The sequence below is a fragment of the Arthrobacter sp. BGA-UO-ETr-C19 genome, from assembly GCF_059568005.1.
In genome coordinates this window covers 288,897-309,239 of sequence record NZ_JCAQPC010000024.1, presented here as the reverse complement: position 1 = coordinate 309,239, position 20,343 = coordinate 288,897, and the positions used below count along the sequence as shown (strand labels likewise).

13 protein-coding genes and 2 pseudogenes are annotated in these 20,343 nt (G+C 58.0%); 6 read left to right on the top strand and 9 right to left on the bottom strand.

What is annotated here, in order from left to right; genetic code table 11:
• Positions 1–41: 41 nt before the first annotated feature.
• A complete protein-coding gene (locus AC57BR_RS20365; RefSeq protein ID WP_496363885.1) occupies positions 42–506 on the top strand; it encodes an Lrp/AsnC family transcriptional regulator in 465 nt (154 codons plus the stop codon).
• A gap of 344 nt (positions 507–850) precedes the next feature.
• Here the strand turns inward: AC57BR_RS20365 and AC57BR_RS20360 are convergent, their stop codons facing one another.
• Complete coding sequence (locus AC57BR_RS20360; RefSeq protein ID WP_496363883.1) at positions 851–1,930, bottom strand: polysaccharide pyruvyl transferase family protein; 1,080 nt, start codon at positions 1,928–1,930, stop codon at positions 851–853.
• Between the two features lie 216 nt (positions 1,931–2,146).
• Between AC57BR_RS20360 and AC57BR_RS20355 the strand changes: the two genes are divergently transcribed.
• Both AC57BR_RS20355 and AC57BR_RS20350 read left to right on the top strand, forming a co-directional pair.
• Positions 2,147–3,637, top strand: a complete 1,491-nt coding sequence (locus tag AC57BR_RS20355; protein WP_496363881.1) for a tyrosine-protein kinase domain-containing protein — start codon at positions 2,147–2,149, stop codon at positions 3,635–3,637.
• A gap of 653 nt (positions 3,638–4,290) precedes the next feature.
• Positions 4,291–5,569, top strand: a pseudogene (locus AC57BR_RS20350) (ISL3 family transposase).
• A gap of 540 nt (positions 5,570–6,109) precedes the next feature.
• Here the strand turns inward: AC57BR_RS20350 and AC57BR_RS20345 are convergent.
• From AC57BR_RS20345 to AC57BR_RS20315, 7 genes and pseudogenes are all read right to left on the bottom strand, one after another.
• Positions 6,110–7,402 (bottom strand): annotated as a pseudogene (locus tag AC57BR_RS20345) (ISL3 family transposase); the annotation flags it as partial.
• Between the two features lie 169 nt (positions 7,403–7,571).
• Positions 7,572–8,810 (bottom strand): oligosaccharide flippase family protein, encoded by a 1,239-nt coding sequence (locus tag AC57BR_RS20340; protein ID WP_496363879.1) that lies wholly within the window; start codon positions 8,808–8,810, stop codon positions 7,572–7,574.
• Positions 8,800–10,107: an O-antigen ligase family protein gene (locus AC57BR_RS20335; RefSeq protein ID WP_496363877.1), complete on the bottom strand. Its 1,308-nt coding sequence runs from the start codon at positions 10,105–10,107 to the stop codon at positions 8,800–8,802. The genes AC57BR_RS20340 and AC57BR_RS20335 overlap by 11 nt, the downstream gene beginning before the upstream one ends.
• A 293-nt stretch (positions 10,108–10,400) precedes the next feature.
• The gene (locus tag AC57BR_RS20330) at positions 10,401–11,498 is read right to left on the bottom strand and encodes a glycosyltransferase family 4 protein (protein ID WP_496363875.1); all 1,098 of its coding nucleotides are present in this window, start codon (positions 11,496–11,498) and stop codon (positions 10,401–10,403) included.
• On the bottom strand, positions 11,495–12,262 hold the full coding sequence (locus tag AC57BR_RS20325; protein ID WP_496365192.1) for a glycosyltransferase: 768 nt from the start codon (positions 12,260–12,262) through the stop codon (positions 11,495–11,497). The genes AC57BR_RS20330 and AC57BR_RS20325 overlap by 4 nt, the downstream gene beginning before the upstream one ends.
• Before the next feature lie 305 nt (positions 12,263–12,567).
• The gene (locus AC57BR_RS20320) at positions 12,568–13,683 is read right to left on the bottom strand and encodes a glycosyltransferase (RefSeq protein WP_496363873.1); all 1,116 of its coding nucleotides are present in this window, start codon (positions 13,681–13,683) and stop codon (positions 12,568–12,570) included.
• A 1-nt stretch (position 13,684) separates the two neighbouring features.
• Positions 13,685–14,839, bottom strand: a complete 1,155-nt coding sequence (locus AC57BR_RS20315; RefSeq protein ID WP_496363871.1) for a glycosyltransferase — start codon at positions 14,837–14,839, stop codon at positions 13,685–13,687.
• A 299-nt stretch (positions 14,840–15,138) separates the two neighbouring features.
• On the opposite strand from AC57BR_RS20315, the gene AC57BR_RS20310 reads away from it, so the two are divergent.
• From AC57BR_RS20310 to AC57BR_RS20300, 3 genes are all read left to right on the top strand, one after another.
• Complete coding sequence (locus AC57BR_RS20310; protein WP_496363869.1) at positions 15,139–16,563, top strand: sugar transferase; 1,425 nt, start codon at positions 15,139–15,141, stop codon at positions 16,561–16,563.
• A gap of 692 nt (positions 16,564–17,255) precedes the next feature.
• Positions 17,256–18,485: a DUF4012 domain-containing protein gene (locus AC57BR_RS20305; RefSeq protein ID WP_496363867.1), complete on the top strand. Its 1,230-nt coding sequence runs from the start codon at positions 17,256–17,258 to the stop codon at positions 18,483–18,485.
• A 168-nt stretch (positions 18,486–18,653) separates the two neighbouring features.
• Positions 18,654–19,280, top strand: a complete 627-nt coding sequence (locus tag AC57BR_RS20300) for an LPXTG cell wall anchor domain-containing protein (protein ID WP_496363865.1) — start codon at positions 18,654–18,656, stop codon at positions 19,278–19,280.
• Between the two features lie 142 nt (positions 19,281–19,422).
• Here the strand turns inward: AC57BR_RS20300 and galU are convergent, their stop codons facing one another.
• Positions 19,423–20,313, bottom strand: a complete 891-nt coding sequence (galU, locus tag AC57BR_RS20295; RefSeq protein WP_496363863.1) for a UTP--glucose-1-phosphate uridylyltransferase GalU — start codon at positions 20,311–20,313, stop codon at positions 19,423–19,425.
• Between the last annotated feature and the right edge of the window lie 30 nt (positions 20,314–20,343).

Here is a 20,343-nt window from a genome sequence, read left to right as displayed (position 1 = left end):
CTGCAAATATGAGCTGTCTAACTGGCGGGAGTTGTAGACGAATGGCCGAGGCGAACGAGGGACAGACGGCGGTGCCACTGGACGATGTGGACCGCAATATCATTGCCGAGCTCACGCGCGACGGTCGGATGTCTGTTACCCAGGTGGCCGAGAATGTCCACATCTCACGCGCGCATGCCTACACCAGAATTGCCCGGCTGACAGGTGAGGGTGTGCTGACCAAGTTCACGGCCCTGGTGGACCCCATCAAGGCCGGCCTAAAGTCATCGGCCTACGTGACTCTGAAGGTAAGACAGCGATCCTGGCGTGAACTCCGTGCACAGCTGAGGACGATTCCGGAGGTGCACCACATCGCATTAGTGGGCGGCGACTTTGATGTCATCTTGCTGGTACGTGCCGTGGACAATGTGGATCTGCGGCGCGTGGTCTTCGATCAACTGCAAGCGATGCCAGGGGTGCTAGATACTCAAACCTTTCTAGTGTTTGAGGATGTAGATACGCGCTAGGACGCGATGAGTCGCGAGCCCCTGATTTTGAGCGAATCGCCAGCCCTAAAGCCGCAAGGTGTGAAGAGAAACTTTCGGACGGCGGGATGCCAAAAGGAGCGCGGAAAACATTGGCGCGTTTGTCCGAGCCAAACACGCCACTAAAGGATGGGCTGAACCCTAATGCCGGGATCACCGGGTAGTCGCACATAGCCTACATAAACTTGAGCACTTGCACCGGACTCTACCGTGAATTCGCGGTCCGTGATCAGGTCGGTGGCATCGGGAACATGCGTGCTCCAGCATGCAGCCTCGCTACCATGGCGGCCGGAGATGTGACCCTAACGTCATCTATTGGATGAGGTCTAATGCCAGGGCAGAGGCGGAACTGCAAACCGCTGGAGGGCTGTCTGGGCCGATTCAAATGCCTCGAGCATGTTATCGCGGCCTGTCTCAGCGAAGTTCTTGTCTAATGCGATCGTGGTGAAGCCGAGGGCCAGGCCTTGCTGGGTTACTTTGGGATCATAGGCCAAGCCTATGACCCGACGCCCCGACCGTACTCCCACAAGGCAGGCATGGAGTCGCATTGCCAGAATCGTTTCCGCTCCTTCTAGGGCCTCCTGTGCTTCTGCGGGTGCGCACTCGTAGTACGTTGTCACCTCTTTGGTGCGAAGCAAGCCTCGGAGTTGCTCAAGCATGGTGGCATCGTCGTCCTCCATATGCCCGCTCATCGAAACCAAAGCGATCTTGTGTATTCCGCCCAGCCTTCCGTTGATCGCTTGAGCCACCGCTTCAATGATTTGGCCATTGGTGGGTCCGTCATAGCCATTACGGTGCCCGTCATCAGACCGCCAGTTACGGAGATTCACTGCTAGGTCAAAGCGTGGTGCCCGCGGTTCACAACCTCGTTTGTCTAAATCCCACAGCACTGGATCCGGGACGATTGCTACATCTCGCGTTAGGCCAGCTGCTGCAAGCCGGTCTCGGGATTCCGAATCCCGCACATAAACCGCGTGCGCTCTCTGAGTAGCACGGAGGTAAGCCTCAGCCGATGTCGCACTCCTGATTGGACCCACGCCTATACCCGCAAAGGCATAACGTGTGCGCAAGACTTGACAAACTTTAGCCGCCCGCGTGAACGGCCTGTAGAAGAAAGAGGCGCGGTCGTCAAGAAGCCCTCCGCCGCCTATAAGGACGTAGTCAGCCCGAGCGATGTGCCACGCAAGGCGGAGTCTCGTGCGTAGATTGCCGCCGATCTCGATCTGCCTGTCCTTGCCGCCCTCAACGGGGTAGGGTCCCCCTACAATCTTTACCCGTCGCGCTGTGGAGGAAACCCACCTTTGAAGAGCCTGCGCAATGAGGTCATCTCCAACGTTCCTCCACCCCGCACCGCCGATGATCAACACTTTTCTCGGCAATTTTTCGGCCCCAAGCTGTTTCCCCATGATCCTTACTCTAAACAGATGACGTTGGCTTTGTCTTATCCATAGACACTTCCGCATACGGTGAGCCTTCGCGGCCAGTGCCTACAAGCGACTGTGGCTCGACTCGTCCCGTGAAGACATAGCCAACCAGCTACAATTGCCGTACGCGCACGAGTGTCGCCGTTCTGGCTTCGTGCCAATTAGCATGCGGCAGCTATCACACAGGGGGATCCCGGCTTGGACTTGCACGACTATCTACGCATACTGCATCGCAACTGGATATTGCTGGTAGCGTCCGTTCTCCTCGGTCTTCTAGCTGCAGGTGCCGCATCCATCCTTGTGAAACCCACCTACACATCGACAACTAAGCTATTCGTAGCTATTCAAGGCTCAGAAAGTGTCACCGAACTCCAACAGGGCAACACTTTCAGTCAGGCCAGGGTGCAGTCGTATGTCAAGACCGTAACGGCGCCTGTCATACTGCAGCCCGCCATCGATGCCCTGGGCCTGAGTGAAACCCCTGAAGAGTTGGCAAAGCGGGTGAGAGCGAAGTCCGACCCGAATACAGTCCTGATTGATATTGAAGTGGACGATACATCGCCCGTGCAGGCTGCCGCTATTGCGCAAGCTGTGGCAAACAGCGTGATCCGGGGTCTCGACACCCTTGAACGTCCCAAAGCAGGTGGAACTAGTCCAGTAAGCCTTTCGATAATCACGCCGGCCACCGCTCCCTCCGCCCCTTCGGCGCCAAACACACGCCTGAACATTCTCTTGGGCTTGTTTGCTGGTTTGACCCTTGGTTTGGGTATCGCTGTGTTGAGGACGGCCCTTGATCACCGCATTCGTGGGGAAGCAGACTTCCGTAAAGCATCCGAGGCACCTATCTTGGGCGCAATAGCTTTCGATCAGGACGCAATGAAAAAGCCATTGCTGACTCAAACCCTCACACAGAGTCCTCGCGCGGAATCGTTCCGTCAGCTACGCACCAACCTGCAATTTGCCAATGTTGCCGGCCAGGCAAAGACAGTATTGATGACGTCCTCTTTGCCGGGTGAGGGCAAAAGCACGACTGCTACCAATCTCGCGCTTGCCTTGGCTCAGGCTGGCCAGACCGTTTGTTTGGTTGATGCTGATCTTCGCAGGCCAATGGTCAGCGAATACCTCGGCCTCGAGCGCAATGCAGGACTCACCACGGCCCTTGTGGGGCAGGCGGACGTAATGGACTTGCTCCAACCATGGGGCACAGACCAACTTTACGTCTTGGCTTCTGGTCAGATACCCCCAAACCCCAGCGAGCTTCTCGGGTCCGATCAGATGGATCGACTTCTCCACCGCTTGGAACAATCGTTTGACACAGTTATCGTCGACGCTCCTCCACTTCTGCCCGTCACGGACGCGGCCGTTTTGGCCCAGCACGTAGGAGGAGTTGTTCTTGTCGTGGGGGCGCAGAAAGTCAAGAAACATGATATTGAAAAGGCCTTGGCTTCGCTAAATCTCGTAGGAGCTACAGTTCTTGGAGCTGTGTTAAACCGGCTGCCCACCAAGGGTGCCGATGCCTATGCCTACTCGTATTACACGTCCGACGAGTCGTTCAAAACCAGTGGCTCATCGCATGCAGCCCCCGAAGAAGAAGCATCCGCGGGAACTCGGGCCGGGTACAGCAGTCGCTCGGAAGAACGGGCCTCAGGACGTCCTCGCAGCGTATTTCCAGGCAGTGGGCGGCGGTAGACGCCAAACCAAATTCCTGCGGGAAGCAGTGGCTGTTTGGCGTCAGCAAGGGGCTGTCTAGCTTGCGGACGCCACAGCCGCACGATTCCCTTAATACGGGGCTACAGCCGGATCGCGCCTCCAGCCGCAAGCAGTGATCATCTCCGGTGGAAGCCGCTGCCTCTCGAGGCACAGATAAAGACGCGTCGGCAAAAGCAAACAATCTTGCCGGCGTTCGTCCTTGGTGCAGTCGGTCCATCGCCGCCACGATGATTTCCGTCCGGTGAAACCGGACACCCTAGGAATTGCTTGTGATTTCGAAGCCGTCTCAGGCCCCTGAAGTCGGCTAACGAATCCCGCGGGGAACGAGCCACACGACCACATGCGCGCGTACGGGCATTCTTCGGATTCGGGCCATGATCTCGGATCGTGGAGACCCACGTGCCCGCCAAGACGGGCCTTCCCTCCTGCCGAGACCCGCGACGTGGACACCGTTCATCAGCTCTCGATTCGTCCCTTCGCTGTCTGGGCGGCATCTTCCGTGCCAAGTCGCCGCTTAGGGGCTCGTCGTGTTTGGTGGTGAAACAGGTTCCGTGTCTTGAAAGCTGAAGGGCCCGTAGTCCTGCTGTGATGGATGTTCTCTACGCATTCATCAGAGTCAGGAGCTACGAGCCCTGATCGAGCCTACTTCCCCGCGCCCCGATGCTGCCACCACGATCTTCAACCTGCCCGACTATCGCGTCACCGACACCGAGGTCCCTGGATTCGGGCAGCGGCGGATCCACGTGGTGGCCACCGCCGAGGCCGGCTGTCCGTCCTGGGGCGTAATCAGCGGCCGTGTTCATTCCCGCCGGCCCCGCCGCCTGCGTGACATCCCTATCGCTGGGCCGGTCGAAGTGCTCTGGGCCAAGCGTAGATTCTTCTGCGACGAGCACTTGTGCCCGCGCCAGACGTTCACTGAGGAGACCGCTCAGGTCCCGCGCCGGGCACGGTCCACCCGTCGGCTCCGCGACGCCCTCGTAGCCGCAGTGATCGCGTCGGGCAGGGCCGCGCAGAGGCTGCCTCCTCGTTCGGTGTTTCCTGGTGGCTCGTGCAGCAGGCCCTGGACTCCGCAGCGCTGACACTGCCGGACGTGGACGCCCTGGCACCACGGATGCTCGGCATTGATGAACATCGCTACCGGTCAGTGAGGTTCTTCCGCGACCCGGCCATCAAGGCCTGGAAACGCTACGAACCTTGGATGACAACCATTGTCGATCTCGACACCGGCCAGGTCCTCGGAATCGTGGACGGACGCGACAGCGACGGCGTCGGGGATTGGCTCTTCGCCCGCCCATTGGAATGGCGTCTGGGCGTGCAGGTCGTTGCCATCGACCCGTCCGCGGCGTTCCGGAAGGCCTTGCGGATGTGGCTTCCGCAGACCGCAGTCGCAGTCGACGCTTTCCACCTGGTCAAGCTCGGCAATGACATGCTCACCGAAGTCCGGCAGCGTCTCACCCAGCAGGTCCATGGCCGGCGGGGACGCGTGCCATCGACCCGGTCTGGGCCAACCGGCGGCTGTTCCTGCGCGCCGGTGACACGCTCTCGGACCGGGCCCGGGACAGGCTCAGCATAGTGTTCGCGACCGACGACGCCACCGGAAAGCTGCAGGCCGCCTGGCTGGTCAAAGAGCAGCTGCGGACGCTGCTGGCCACCGGGTCCCCCGCCGACGCAGCCGCCGCAAAAGACCGTCTGCAAGCACTGGTAGAAAAGGCTGGTCAGCCGGAAACAAATCGGCTCTGGCGCACGGTCTGCCGGTGGTGGAAGGAGATCGAAGTCCTCATTGTCACCGGTGCAACAACAGCAAAAGTGGAAGCCAATAACACTGCGATTAAGCACATCAAAAGGACAGGCCGGGGATTCACCAACGCACGCAACTACAAAACGCGTATCCTGTTGCGCAGTGCTGCGTAAACAGCGGCATGAACACCCATCACGGCAGAACATTCACCACGAACCGTGAAGAGCCCGCTTAGGTCACGATCGCCCCCACCGTTCAGCACTGCGACTCACCACTACGACGTCGTCACTCTCAAAGGCTCCGCGTGCTGGGTAACCCGCAGCCGCCGCCAGCACCGGCCACCACGCCGCTGCGCGGAGGCCTGACTGGAATGCTCAGGAAATGGCTTCCTTTGATCATCAGAGGCAGAATGACCAGCAACTTCGCGCAGTTTCCACCACGGCACCGATCCCGCCCAAGTCTTTTCTCTCGGCGACGGATGCGACGCTTTACACCACAACGGCCCCTCGACGCCGGTCTTGCCAAGACGACTGCGTCCCGCCCCAGTCACAGAGACGACCGGCTTCCAATCCCAAAAAGCACCGCAGCCAGCGTCGTGGTGGCGGACTATGAGGCTCATTCGCCCTGCTTCGCAAACATTGCGAGCCATGGGCACCTTCGTGACCGTTAAGCGGCCCTTCGCATTTAGGCATGGTTTGTCTTTTGATCCGGTAGGGGCGGTGGCCGCCGGCGGCGAGTAGGCATCCGAGTCTGTAGTTGGTGAAGTTTCGGAAGCCGCGGGCGATTCTGCGGGTGGTTTCGATGACGCCATTGATCGCTTCGGTGGGACCGTTGGAGGCGCCGAAGGTGTCGAAGTAGGCCAGGATCGCTGCCTTCCATTGTTTGAGTGTCCGGCCCAGTCGTGAGACCTCGGGGATCGGGCAGGACGGGAATGAGGCGATCACCTCGTTGACGAGTTGGCGGCCCTTCTCCGGTCTGGCGTGGTAGATGTGGCGGAGTTTTTGGTAGCACTGCCAGGCCACGCTTACTTCGTGGTCCGGGTCCCCGAGGGTGAGCTTCGCATCGAGTCGGGCGGCCTGTTTATCGGTGAGATGTTCGGCGCCGATCTGCAAGGTCCGACGGATGCCGTAGAGCGGGTCGCCCTTGCGCCCGCGGTGCCCGAGGGTGTCCTGCTGGACCCGGCGGCGGACCTCATCGACCATGGCCGATCCCAGTTTCACGCCATGGAACGCATCCAGGACCGTGATGGCTTCGGGCAGCTCGTCTCGGATAGCGTTCGCGTAGCCTCGGAACGGATCCAGCGCTGCCGTCTTGATCCTGGCGGTGAACCCGGTGCCGCGGTCTTTGAGCCAGTCGGCGTGGGCCTTCCCGGACCGGACCGGCACGAGGTCCAGCAGCCGGGCATGAACCACACCTTGGGCGTCGCGGGTGTGGTCCACGATCCCGGTGACCATGCCGGTGCCCGGCGGGCCGGTGTGGGACCAGACATGCTCATCGACGCCGAGCGCGTCCACCCCTTCGAGCCGGCCCGTCGCTGCGATCCGCCGGGCTGCTTCCACCCGGACAGCGTCCCAGATGGTGTGCCAGGAAACGCCGAGCTGATGGGCCAGAGCGGAAACCGAGGTATCGAAACGCTGCAGCGCATCGGTCGCCCACCCGACTGCCCCGGTTGTCAGTTTCGCCCGGGATCCTGCCATCGGATGCTCCTCGGTGAACGTCGTTCTCGGGCAGTCCGGGTCCGGACACCGCCAGACGCGCTTGGCCCACAACAGCCGCACCGGCCGGCCGAAACACGGGATGTCATGGAGCCGAACCGGCCGACGGCCATGGCCCACGGCAACGACACCGCAGTCCGGACAGCCGGTGACATCCTCCCCGGTCTCGACGCCCAGAACCAGGCCGGCCCCGGTCGCCGTGACAGAGCTGATGTGGATGCCCTCGACACCGAGCAGCGCATCCGCGCGCGTGCACCACCGGCCGTGGGAACAAGACATAGAGTTATTCATGTCGGGGTCTCTTTTGGGTATTGGTTTGCTTGGTCGCAACCAATTCAAAGAGGCCCTGACCTCTTTCCCGCCGCACCGCGCCGTACCGAAACGTCCAATGCTCTGGCGGCAGTCTCAGACCGACCTAACCACGCTCATCTGCGAAGGGCCCGTTAAGCTGCCGCAGCCATCAAATCGGAACGCGACTGAGCTCCCTTCGTTCCTTGCTCCTTGTTCGACGTGGCCTGGTACCGGAGGTCAGCAGCGCTATCAGCAACGATAAAACAAAGATCCATTCGCTAAATACAACACTGAGAACGAATACTTCGGCCTCGTAGTCGCGAAGAACATAGCCAAGCGCAATTTGAGCCAAAAGGGCAAGCATATACAGCTTGGCTAACATCACGTAGCGACCCGCCGCAAGGAAATATGCAATGAGAACAGTGCTGGCAAGATATAGAGGAAGCTGCAAGGAAATTTGCTCTATAGACCTAACGCTGCCGTGCGATTCGGCACCGAACAAGAAAGGCACAAACCATTCTGCGGTGAGATGGACTGTCGCCGACATCAGGGCGCCGGTCAGCAAGGCACCGGATACAAATCCTGCCATTTTCTTCATCGAGACTGGCCCCCTTGAAAAGCGAGGGAGAAGAAGCGAACCCAGTAGTTGGGCGGGAATGAACAATAGAAGTAATACTCGCGTTGCCAGGGCTACTTCCACTAGCTGAGCTCCACCACCAAAATTTTGTGCCATGATAATCAAGGCAGAGGAATAAGCGTGGACGATGATGGTGTAGGTCGCCAGGGCCAAATACTTACTTTTAGTCGCCTTTAATGCCGCCCACGGCAAAGCGCCCAATAGGTCAACTATACGTACGCCCGCAACGTAGTTCACGTATAGCATTGACACCAAAGCACCGGCGCTATATGCAAAAGCAATAATGCCGAGGGGGAAACTTAAAAAGATGGCCGCCATGCCGAAAGTACAAACAACAACGTTTCCGAGCACGCGAGATATTGCTAGATTCTTGGCATCCAACCGCCCCTGCAGCACGTAATTTGCTGAGGCTGCATAAAAGATCGGCACCAGTGACACTGCGATCGCTACGCTGGGGTCCGTCTGGGACACCGCCACCGGCACCACCACCAAGCTCGCCAGCAACGCAAATACAACCTGGACCCGGGCTGTCTGTCGAACGACCCCACGGGCAGGCTCTCCATTCGAGATACGGCGAACCGCATCCGTCCCAAGGCCTGCATCTCCCACAACAGTTGCGTAGGCAATTATTGATTGGGCAAGCGAAAGGATCGCAAGGGCTTCTAGGCCCACCTGACGTGCCAACACGAATGAAACCGAGAAGGCGAGCAGTTTTGAAATAACTTCACCGCTGAACATAAGAGCACCATCACGAAGGAACTTACGTCGCATGATCGCGCCTCTCTCCGTCATCCCGAAGAGTAGAGATACGGCCGTTACTGGCAACTGGCGGCCACTTTGCATATGACTTAGCGCATAATCCCCACGCTAAACCTACAAAGAGCCAAGTTTCCAGAAGCCATAAAACCATGGTGGCGATGGAGAACAGCAAGTACGGCAAGAAGAATATGACGAGAGTATCGAACCGCTCGGATCGCCACACTGCAATTGCCGCTAACAACACAGCCGACGATATTAGAAATGCCCCGAATATACCGGTATCGTACAAGATTTGCACCGGAAGATTACCAATGTATCCAGGAAGAAGGAGGGCCGGCTGCGTTTCATCGATATGTCTTTGCCCGAAGCTGTTCCAGCCTAAGCCAATCATTCGTTCGCTTGACGACCACCATTCTGTGATGGCCACGCTCCCAACCCGGTTCCTAAGCCCCCCCGTACCATCATTAATGTCGAACACGGCCATGAACTTGCTCAGGCCGGCGTCCCCTCCCCCCATAAGCAACAGGAGCGCCCCTAGACCACCTACTCCTAACGATGCAACGGCCAACCGCCGTGCTGCTGGCTTCAAAAGCATGCAGCCAACAAGGCCCACGACGTACGCAACCAATGCCGCCCGTGTGTGAGTGGTTAGTATCGCCATAGGAGCGGAGAACGCCAGTGCCACTCTGATCCACTGGGGTACTGAACCCATAGGGTTTACAACCGCTACAAGGGCCCAAAGGCAAAGTAGTCCGGCCAGAATATTGGCCTCAAGCGAGAACACATACGCGGCATACCCGCCATAAGTTGGGTCGCTTTGAACACCAAAATTAAATATGTGTGCCGTTGCGCCCAGCCAGAAAACGATGGCGAGAAAAGCGCAGCACAACGCCCCAGTCGCCCCCCAGCGCAAGATCCAATACCAAGAACTGGGTGTCTTTGCTATCCAGACCGCAGTTATTATATTGAGCGAACACCAAATGAGCACTGTCATCGATCGCTGAGGGTACGGGGGAACGCTTACAGACGACGCTAACGAAAAAACGATCCATGTAAGCGCGAGACCCAGAGACCAGCGGACGCCCTTGGCTAATCGCAACGATTTCCCGCCCAACCCATCATGAACGAGCCGGAGTAAAGCCATGGCGCCAACAATCATCTCAGGCCGGAAGGTGAGTGCCCCCACATCGATCGCTGGTCTGGTTGCGAAAGCCGCAACGACTACAAGCAACGCCATACGCCGATTCGACGAGAGAAAGTACATTCCTACTGGTATCAAGACGATGACCAGGAAAATCTTGTCGATCATCAAATCGGTTTGATCATAGCGAGGAGTCCGTGGCCAGTAATCCGCCGACGCCAGTTTGCACTGGGCGTCCGACGACCAGCATGCAGCAGCGCCCTCCGGCTCTCAGATCGCTCAGGCACGGAGCGAGCCACCTCCTTCATGTATGAGCCTGCTAACCCAGCAGAAGTCCAACTGGGCTCGGTTGTCCTGCCCAAGCCAATATACGCGTGGCGACACCTTTCCTCCGTCAGGCTCGATTTCTCGTGATATCCAATTACCGGAGCAACATAGCCGCCACTTATTTGAGCCATGCCCTAAGTATCCAAGGTCGCCAAGACCGCGGTCAGTTTACTGAGTCGATTGTCGAAGGACAATTTTGGCGCTATTTGTGCCGCCGTGGGCAGCGCAGGTCTCGCATCCCAGCTTTGTCGCGCTGCTCTCAAAGCAAGGGCGATATTAGCCGACGGCGGATTTCCTCGCTCTACGGTGATGCCACCGACCATCGGCAGCACTTCCGCCGCTCCACCATCGCCATAACCGATGCTTGGAATCCCGAACGACCATGCCTCAATCGGAACGAGTCCGAACGGTTCAGCCTTTGTCGGGAAGACGGCCACGAGGTCAACTGATTCGCGCAGTTCTTCAAGCGAGCTGAGCTCTCCGACATAGCTGATGCGCTCATCGGTCTCCGAAACTGCGATGACCTCCTCAAGCGCCGCTTCCTGCCCTGGAAACGGAGCACCGGCAAGTACAAGCCGCCAGTCAGGGTCGTTCATAAGCGAATCCCTGAAAGCCTCCGCAACCTCGAGGTGGCCTTTATGGCCATTCACCCTGCCGTAAACAGCGACGGTGAAGGGTCGGCTTGAGGCCAAGGGTGTAGAAGTCTTAACACGTTCAGAATCACCGGCCATGACATCGATGACGGGATAAGTGACATAGATCCGAGACTCTTTAATACTTAGTGAACGAAGCCACCGAGCCGTCGCCCGGCTACAGGCAGTTAGGGGGAACGACCCTGCCAACAACACTCTAAAGACGAGCTTGGCTCGAGAATCGTCCAGCAACTCGTGCACAGCCACGTAAAATTTCTGCCGCGCCAGGCGGAGGAGCGGTATATAGCCAGTGACCGCTAGGGTCCACAGAACTACGACATCTGCCGACCGCATGGCATTCGGGAGTCTTGGGGGACGGATCATATCCGTCATCTTTGACCGTCGCAGCACGAGCAACTGCGGCTCCACGCTGATCTGCACTTGGGAGCCAAGTCGGGCGACCTCATCGTGAAGTGGTCCGACCGATGGAACAAGCACATGCACCGAATGTCCTAGAGCGATCAAGCACTCTATCTCATGAATCAGGACGCGGCTGGCGCCATAGGTGTCATTACTTCCATGAACTATCGTGATTCTCAATGTCTCTCCGCCTCACGCAACACGGAAGCCCAGTTCTCCCTGAAGTTGCGGTTGCTGAACTTAGATGTATGCGCGCGATCGGCGTCTCTGTACCGGCGCCAGATTTCGGCGTCAAGCAAATCAACCACTTGCCTGCTGAGCAGCACACCGTCGTCCGCGATGTCGGAAGGGGCAACTAGACCGCGAGGGATGACCTCAGGCAAGGCACCTCTGTTCGTATGGACCACTGGAACACCGTTCGCACTAGCTTCCAGTGCTGGCAGACAAAAGCCCTCGTCCACCGAGGAGACCAGAACGCACAAGGCCTGCTTGTAGAGACTGCTCAGTGCCTCATCGTCTATCCCAGAGCGCACGCTGATCCATTGCCCGTCGGGATCGCAGGAAGCTAGGCTCGCTTTAAAATTTGATTCATCGTTCCCTGTGCGCGTTACCAGCACAAGCTTCAAATCTCTGCCCGACTGGTCCCTGGCTGCCTTCACAGCCTCAACTGCCAACGGCAGTCTCTTGTGCTTATCTATGGAAGACACCACTAGGACCGTCAAACTCCGAGGACTCTGAGGATGCTGAACCGCAGCCGGCTGCGCGGTCCCCTCCGTTCCTTGGTCCGAATACGAGGGCCATGGGATAACTCGTACGCGCGCCTTTGGCCACCGATGCTGAATGCGCCTCCTGCTGTGCTCGGACGGAGTAACAACAAGCCACGATCTCCGGACGGAGTACCAAATACAAAGCTTTGCATAGAAAACGAAATATTTATTGAACATCTGAGGATGATCCAAGACCATCGTGTCGTGCACGACTACCACGGACTTAGATTTTCCCATGGCAATGCCCGTGTTTGTGGCGTGGACGACCATATCTGCTCGCTGTTGCCGCGATTTGAGAGGCACAAGAACAAAATCCCATAACAGCATGTTCAGCAGACGTAGGGCCCTCGTCTTAGGTTCGCCAGTGGGTCGCAAAGTGCTAACGCGTGCGTTTTCTGCTGAGACCGCCGCAGCGATTAGCGCCGCTCCCCGGCTAGAACCGCTCCGGCCTCTGACACCTATGAAGTCATTGAGAACGATTCTCATGCCAAACGTCCCTCGAAATAGGCACCATAAAAGTCGGTTAGCTTTCCGGTGAACGACTCCCACGAATATGGAGCCGCCAACTGCAGAGCGAGTCGTCGTGCTCGATGAAGACTTTCATCAGACTGTATAAAAGCGGCTACTTTGCTAACTACTTCATGCCTCGCGGATAGCGGAAGGGGCCGCGACAGCGTCTGCAGCTCCCAGGGAATCGGGTCGTTCAGGAGGAACTCCGAAGAGTCAACAACCTCTTCCACTGAAGTGTTCCTGTAGGCGACCACAGGGCAGCCTGACGCCATGGCCTCTTGAGGTGGCAGTCCTTGTCCTTCATAAGCCGTTGGATAGTACATGGCGACCGCCAAGGAATAAAGTGCAGACAACTCGCCGTCGGTAAGGGAGGCGATGACGCGACTGTGAGGGAAATCCTCTTTGGCGAGGCCTCTTCCGGTGACAACCATAGGAATGCCCTGCTCGGCGAGGGCTTCCGCAATTTCGTCAATCCAGTGATATCGCTTACGGGGATCGGGAGTCCGGAGGTCTGCCAAGGCGACAACGAAGGGGCGACTCCACGCAACTCCCGATTCTTCCAATATCCGCGAGACGGAGGAAATTGCTTCATTCGAGGGCGTGCTGGTGAAGGCTTCCGAAATAGGCAACGGACAAGTCATGACGCGACTGGGAGAAACACCTAGTCGCGTCACAACTCGGCTTTTAGTGTATTCAGAATTGGCCAGAATCACATTAGAACGTTTAGCATTGGCAAACAGCAACCTGGACTTGATACCCAATTTTCTATAACTATCCAAATCCAGAGGTATTACGTCCTGTATTGAACAGATCCAAGGGCGGTCCTTCACCACCGGTAGGTGATAAACCGAAGTTGCGTGGTAGGGGACCGACTTCTCCAGCCTCAACTTCCGAATGTCGCGTTGTATAAGCAATACATCCGGTGCCTTCAATGTCGAAGGTGTCCTTGTTAGAGTCGCTACCTCAACGCTGGAAAGCCCCTTGGCGCCCGCAGCCATCATGGCCGCGTATCTACCGAGTCCCCGGTCGGAGCCCAACTCCGAAAGAGAGTACTGATCCAGCAGTACGGTGGGGTTTATCAATTCCATGTCAGTCTGCTGCCTGCGAAGGGCTGGAGTTCCGACTGATTTCGGATTGGCTGCTGTTTCCGCTCCGCACGTCCTCTAGGGCATCCTCATACGCTGAGCAGATTGTTTCCCACCTGTACTCCTGAAGCGCTCGCTTGCTCGCTTCACGAGACAACTCGGCTTGAAGGTTAGGGTCGTCCAGCACCCTGAGGAGTGCATTTGCGATTTCCTCCGGCGACGGCGGCACAAATAGGCCTGCCGCCTTCAAAACCTCACGGTTGTAAACCGTGTCCCTGGCAACCGTTGGGGCCCCGCAAGCCATGGCTTGTACCAATGCAGGGTTTGTGCCACCTACGCTGTGGCCATGGAAGTAAGCGCCTGCATGCTGCCACAGGGCTAACAGGTGTTGGTGATCACTTACATGACCCAGCCAGCGGACGTTTGAACGCTCTTGCGAAAGTTCTTGGACCGCGGCATCAAGTTCGCCTCCGTGCCCGGAGGATCCCACGATGATAACGGGTACAGCGTCAGGCAGCAGAGCTATAGCGTCGATGAACTCCCTGACCGAATTTTCAGGTACGAATCGCGCGACCAATAGAACGTATTTCCGTGACTCGAGACCTTCAACCGGCTCCAGGGATCCCGGATTGTCACCGCCGTACGGTATTACGTATCCATCGAGGCCAAATTCGTCACGCCATCTTGCAGCGATCGCGTGCGCATCGTAAATCATTCGTGAACCCCAGCGTGCGGTAGCGCGAGCACCATTTCGAAAGAGGGCTTTTGCCATGCGGCCCCACTTTGCTCGTTCCCATTCAATGCCGTCAACATTCACGAGGGTCGGTATTCCTCGCAGCTTCAGCAGTGGCAGCCAAAAGCCGTTGGCTACATTCATCACGAGAACGACATCAGGTTTCCGGCGAACAGCGTCAATTGTTGCGGAGAGGCCAAAAGAAAGTGTACTGAGCGATTTAGAATCAATGCCAGCCGTTGTGAGCGCGTGCACTCGTGGATCCCGTGACTCATCTTCTGGCTTTGTGGCACCAGGACGTCCGTAAACCGTGACGTCCCATCCCGAGTCGGCCAGAAATGGCGCCAGTTTTCTCACAGCGGTTTCGAAGCCCCCGTAGTAGCTGGGATAGCCCCTGGTTCCAATAATCGCGACAGACCGACGCACGTAACCCCCATAATTAATTCGCTTCTAAGGCCCCTGCACGGCACCGCACCCGAGATTATCATCCGGAGCGCGCCACAATAGCCAACGGGCGTTGGCGCATGGACCAAGGGCCGTGGAACAGCGAGCCCGCCGGGGATGCAACCGCACCCGCGCTCCATGAGCCTCAAGCAATCTCCAAGGCGCTGATGTGCACGAAGCCCTGCTGGCTGGACGACATATTACTCATACAGGCACCTACCGCTGTAGCCTATCTTCGGAGAACTCGCGGCTGGCGATATCGAATTTCTTGGGGGTCGTTGGTGGATTGGCGGATTCGAACGTCGCGGACGCTGCGGTTCGTTGATGCTTTCGTAATTGTCTGGGCGGTAGCGGGCGCCTATGTGATCAGGTTTGGCTTTGAACCCAGCTCGGTGGAGCCAGGATTCGAAGTAAACTACCTGTGGATCTCGGCGGCTTTGTCCCTAGTATGGTGGCTCATGCTTGGAGCCTGGAACACTCGTCAGAGCCGGATCCTTGGGGCTGGTCCTGATGAGTACAAGCGTGTAGCAGCAGCGTCACTTTGGCTTTTTGGTGTCGTCGCGATATTTTCTTACGTCTTCCGCTTCGACACTGCGCGCGGTTACGTGGGTATTGCTTTACCTGTCGGTCTTATTGGGCTCATCCTTGGGCGATGGTTGCTGCGGCAACACTTGAACATCAACCGGCAGAGTGGGACCAGCATGTCCCGCCTGCTGTTGCTAGGGGGGCCCGGCGCCGTGGCGCACCTAGCATCGACACTACTTGACGCCAAGCATGCAGGGTACCTCCCCGTAGCGGCCTACATGCCCGGGGCGGATCCAAACATCACCCGCGAGCCTGAATCGGGTCTCGCCGTGCTGGGTCACGAGGCGGACCCGACCGCGATCTTAGCGGCAATTGATCACTGCAACGCCGATGCTGTGGCTGTTTCTGCTGGGGTCCAACTGCATCCCCAAACTCTCCGCCACTTAGGCTGGGCACTTGCCTCCAGAAACATCGGACTGATCATGGCGCCAGCTCTCACAGATATTGCGGGCCCACGAATACACACTCAGCAAGTCGCCGGTCTGCCTTTGATACATGTCACGACCCCTACTTTGGAGGGTGGGCAAAGGGTCGCCAAGAGGCTTTTCGACCTGCTGGCAGCAATAGTCCTAATAGTTCTTGCATCGCCGCTCATCGCCCTTACTGCTCTCGCCGTAAAGGCATCCAGTCCTGGACCAGTGCTATTTCGTCAACAGCGCGTGGGAATGGAGGGCGCCCACTTCCATATGCTGAAGTTTCGATCGATGGTTGTGGATGCGGAGCAACGCCTGGCCGATCTCCAAGGTCAGAACGAGGGCAGCGGTGTGCTGTTCAAAATTAAGAATGATCCGAGAATTACACCAATGGGTAAGTTTCTTCGAAGGTACAGCCTCGACGAACTTCCACAGCTTTTCAACGTTCTTGCGGGTTCCATGAGCCTGGTCGGTCCGCGCCCTCCTCTGCCTGCCGAAGTGGCCGGCTACGAAAAAGTCGTACGCCGTAGGTTGTTAGTCAAACCGGGACTCACCGGTCTCTGGCAGGTCAGCGGGCGTTCTAACCTTTCGTGGCAGGACTCGGTACGGCTGGATCTTTACTATGTGGAAAATTGGTCCTTGGCAGGAGACCTTGTGATCCTGTTGAAAACCGTGCGAGCCGTCTTCGGCAGCACAGGGGCCTACTAGGCGATGCCCCACCGAGAACTTGCCCCTTATAGGGAAGGACGGAAGTCATGCCGAGAGCGCACTCTGAGGACGAGCAGGCCTTCGACGGGACGCAGAGTAACAGCAAAAGGCGGAAGCCGTTCACGACCCGGCGTCGACTTTTCGTCGGTGGGATCGCGGTCGGACTAGCAAGTGGCGTTCTAGGATACGCGGCTTGGATCAGTTCGACTGCTTCCCTGATCCAGAGCGAGCTAGAAGCGGCGACGTCTATTGCGCCGGACCTGCGAGGAAAACTCTCGTCTGGCAGTGCGCAAGCAGCCCAGGAGGACGTGGCTCGGCTTCGTGCCCACACGGGCAAAGCCAAGGATGCTGCGGATCAACCGCTCTGGATCTTGGCATGCAACGTTCCTCTAATTGGCGCAAATTTCGCAGCGGTTAGCGAAGTCGCACGGTCAGCAGACGATGTAGCCAATCTTGCCTTGGCGCCTCTGGTCAACGTCTTCGCATCGCTTAGTTGGGATAGTCTCCTACCCAAAAGTAGTGGGGCAGACTTGAAGCCGCTAATCGCCGCCTCCCCTACCGTGAGTTCAGCTGCACATGCAGTCAGGACCTCCTCAGCTCGGTTAGAGGCAATCGATACCAATGGGCTACTCCCGCGAGTTGCGGAACCGCTTGCCGGCGCAGCTGCGCAACTGGAGGACGTAGCAAGCACATTGGACGCAGCCGCCGATGCGGCGCAGGTTGTCCCCGGCATGCTTGGAGCCAACTCCCAACGGCAGTACCTCCTCATGATCCAAAACAATGCGGAGTCCAGGGCTTCCGGCGGTATCCCCGGAGCTTTGGCCGTACTGAAAATTAACAGTGGAAAACTCAGTCTCGGTGAACAGAGCAGCGCTGGGGAAATCGGAACGATGACTCCAACACTGCAACTCGATGCCGAACAGCAGCTAATCTACTCAAGCCGACTGGGAAAATTCATGCAGGATGTCAACCTGACCCCAGACTTTCCCTCAGCAGCTAGAACTGCTCAAGAGATGTGGGAACGAAAAACTGGCGGGCGAGTAGATGGCGTCATCTCCATCGATCCGATCGCTCTTGGTTACGTGCTTGACGCCACAGGGCCTGTGAAATTAGGTAGCCCCGAGCTTGCATCCCTTTCGGGTGGCCTACCAACAGAGCTAGATGCAAACAACGTTGTGCGGACACTCCTCTCGGACGTCTACGCGAAAATCCCAAATCCCACCCTTCAGGACGCCTACTTCGCGGGAGTAGCCCAAGAAACCTTCGCAGCGTTGGCCGACGGTAGGGGTGACGCGAAGGCATTGATCGCCGGACTGGCTCGGGGAACGGAAGAAGGTCGGGTCCTAGTTTGGTCTGCTGACAACGCTGAGCAATCTGTCATTGAGAGATACCCACTCAGCGGCTCGATCGCAGGACCAAGTACCTCGCCGGCACAATTTGGTGTGTACTTCAACGACGGCACCGGCGCGAAAATGGATTACCACATGAAACGAACCGTACAGCTCGTAGAGGAGTGCCCGGCTGGTGGATACTCTCAGATGAAGGTTCGCGTAACAAGTACCAACACTGCACCGAAGGACGCAGCAACGTCATTGCCCGACTATGTAACGGGAGGCGGCGCGTTCGGCGTCCCAGCAGGCACCGTACAGACGAACGTCATCGCGTATGGACCTGTTCAATCAAACGTTGAAACAGTGTTCGTGGCAGGTAAGAAGACTGGTTTTGCATCCAATCGGCATAGTGGTCGTCCCGTAGGTAGCGTCACGGTCCGCCTTGCCCCGGGCGAGAGCAGCACCGTTGACTTCACGTTCGACAAGATAGTCCAGCACACGGAACCGAAACTGTCTGTAACGCCGACAGTTCAGCCACTCAATGACGTGGTATTGGACACGATGAAGGCAAAATGTGCGCCGGCTGCATAGCTAACTCATTAACAGTATGTAAAGTGTCTGGATTGACTTTGGTGACACCCTTACCTGGGTGGTAATCTCTCTTTGGGTAACACCACGAGATTCGCCCCACGGTCACATGGGGATGGGGAATCTCCACAATAATGTGACATCCGTGTTAAAAGGTCTCAGGGGGGACAAATGAAGAAGTCTATTGCTGCGCTCGCGCTTGCAGGAACCATCGCACTGACCGGCACCGCGCCGGCCTTTGCCGCCAACTACCCGGCACCGCCCGCCAACTCCGCAGTTTCAGATGGCGTGGTTGGACCCGGCGAAGCCTTCACCTTTTCTGCCAGGGGCTTCTTCGCTGGCGAACCGCTAATCATTCGCGTGACACCGGGTGCACGTCCCGCGTCGACGGGTGCCAGCATCGCCGGTGCCGGCGCGAGCCGCACGGTGCCCAGCAAGATCAGTCTCTACACTGCTGCGCAGGAGATCAACGCAACCGCTGATGCTTCCGGTGCAGTTGCTCTGCCGCTGACCATCAGCGAACCCGGCACCTACACCATCACGGCAACCGGTGTGAACTCCGGCGTTACCAGCGCCCCGGTCACCGTCACCGTCGCCGGCTCCGCAACTGACCTCGGTAGCGGCACTGGCAACGGCACTGGCCTCTCCAACACGGGTGGTAATGGTGCAGGCCTGGCCAACACCGGTGCTGACTCCAGCCTGGTTCTCTGGTCGCTGGTTGGTGGCGGCGCACTCGTCGCCGGTGCCGCTTCGGTGGTCGTAGTTCGCCGCCGTGCAAACGCTGAGGCATCTGCCTAAGCGTCAGGCTCCATGCTTCAAGGAAGGGACCCGTTCCGAATCCGGAACGGGTCCCTTCCTTGTTTCAAACCAGTACACGTTAAATGAGGGAAGCCCCGACAGATCGTCGGGGCTTCCCTCATTTAACTGCTCGTAAGGCCTTCTAGCCGTTAAAGTTCTTCATCCAAGCCTTCAAGTCTTCCCCAAACTCGGGACGCTCGGAAGCCAGCGTGATGACCGCTTTCAAGTAACTCAGCTTGTCACCAGTGTCGTAGCGGCGGCCCCGGAAGACCACGCCGTATACGCCGTACCCTTCGCCCTCTCCAGCCGCGAGTGTCTGAAGTGCGTCCGTCAGTTGGATCTCGCCACCGCGTCCGGGCTCAGTTTTCTCGAGCACATCGAAGATGGCAGGGTGAAGCACATATCGACCGATGACGGCCAGGTTGGACGGCGCCTCATCCACCGAGGGCTTCTCCACCAGGCTGTTCACCCGGACGAAGCCCTCGCCATCAATGGGCGTGATGTCCGCGCAGCCGTATGCGCTGATCTGGGACGGCTCAACCTCGATCAGTGCGATGACGGATCCACCGGTCTTGGCCTGAACCTCGATCATCGTGGTCAGGAGCTCGTCGCGTTCGTCGATGAGGTCATCGCCCAACAGCACAGCGAACGGCTCTTCACCCACGTGCTGGCGGCCGCACAGGACGGCATGGCCAAGACCCTTGGGCTCGCCCTGCCGGACGTAGTGGATGGGCCCCAGGCCGGACGCGTGCTGGATGGCGTCGAGACGAGCTTGGTCTCCTTTGAGCTCAAGCGTGCGTTCCAGAGCCGGAGCCCGGTCGAAGTGGTCCTCCAGTGCCCGCTTATTGCGGCCGGTGATCATCAGCACGTCCTTCAGGCCGGCGCTGATGGCCTCCTCGACAACGTACTGGATGGCCGGTGCGTCTACTACCGGCAGCATCTCCTTCGGCATCGCCTTGGTGGCGGGCAAGAAGCGCGTGCCCAGACCGGCGGCCGGAATGACTGCTTTGCGAACTGATTTCCCCAATGTCATGGTCGAACCTTACAAATTGACTTGCAAAAA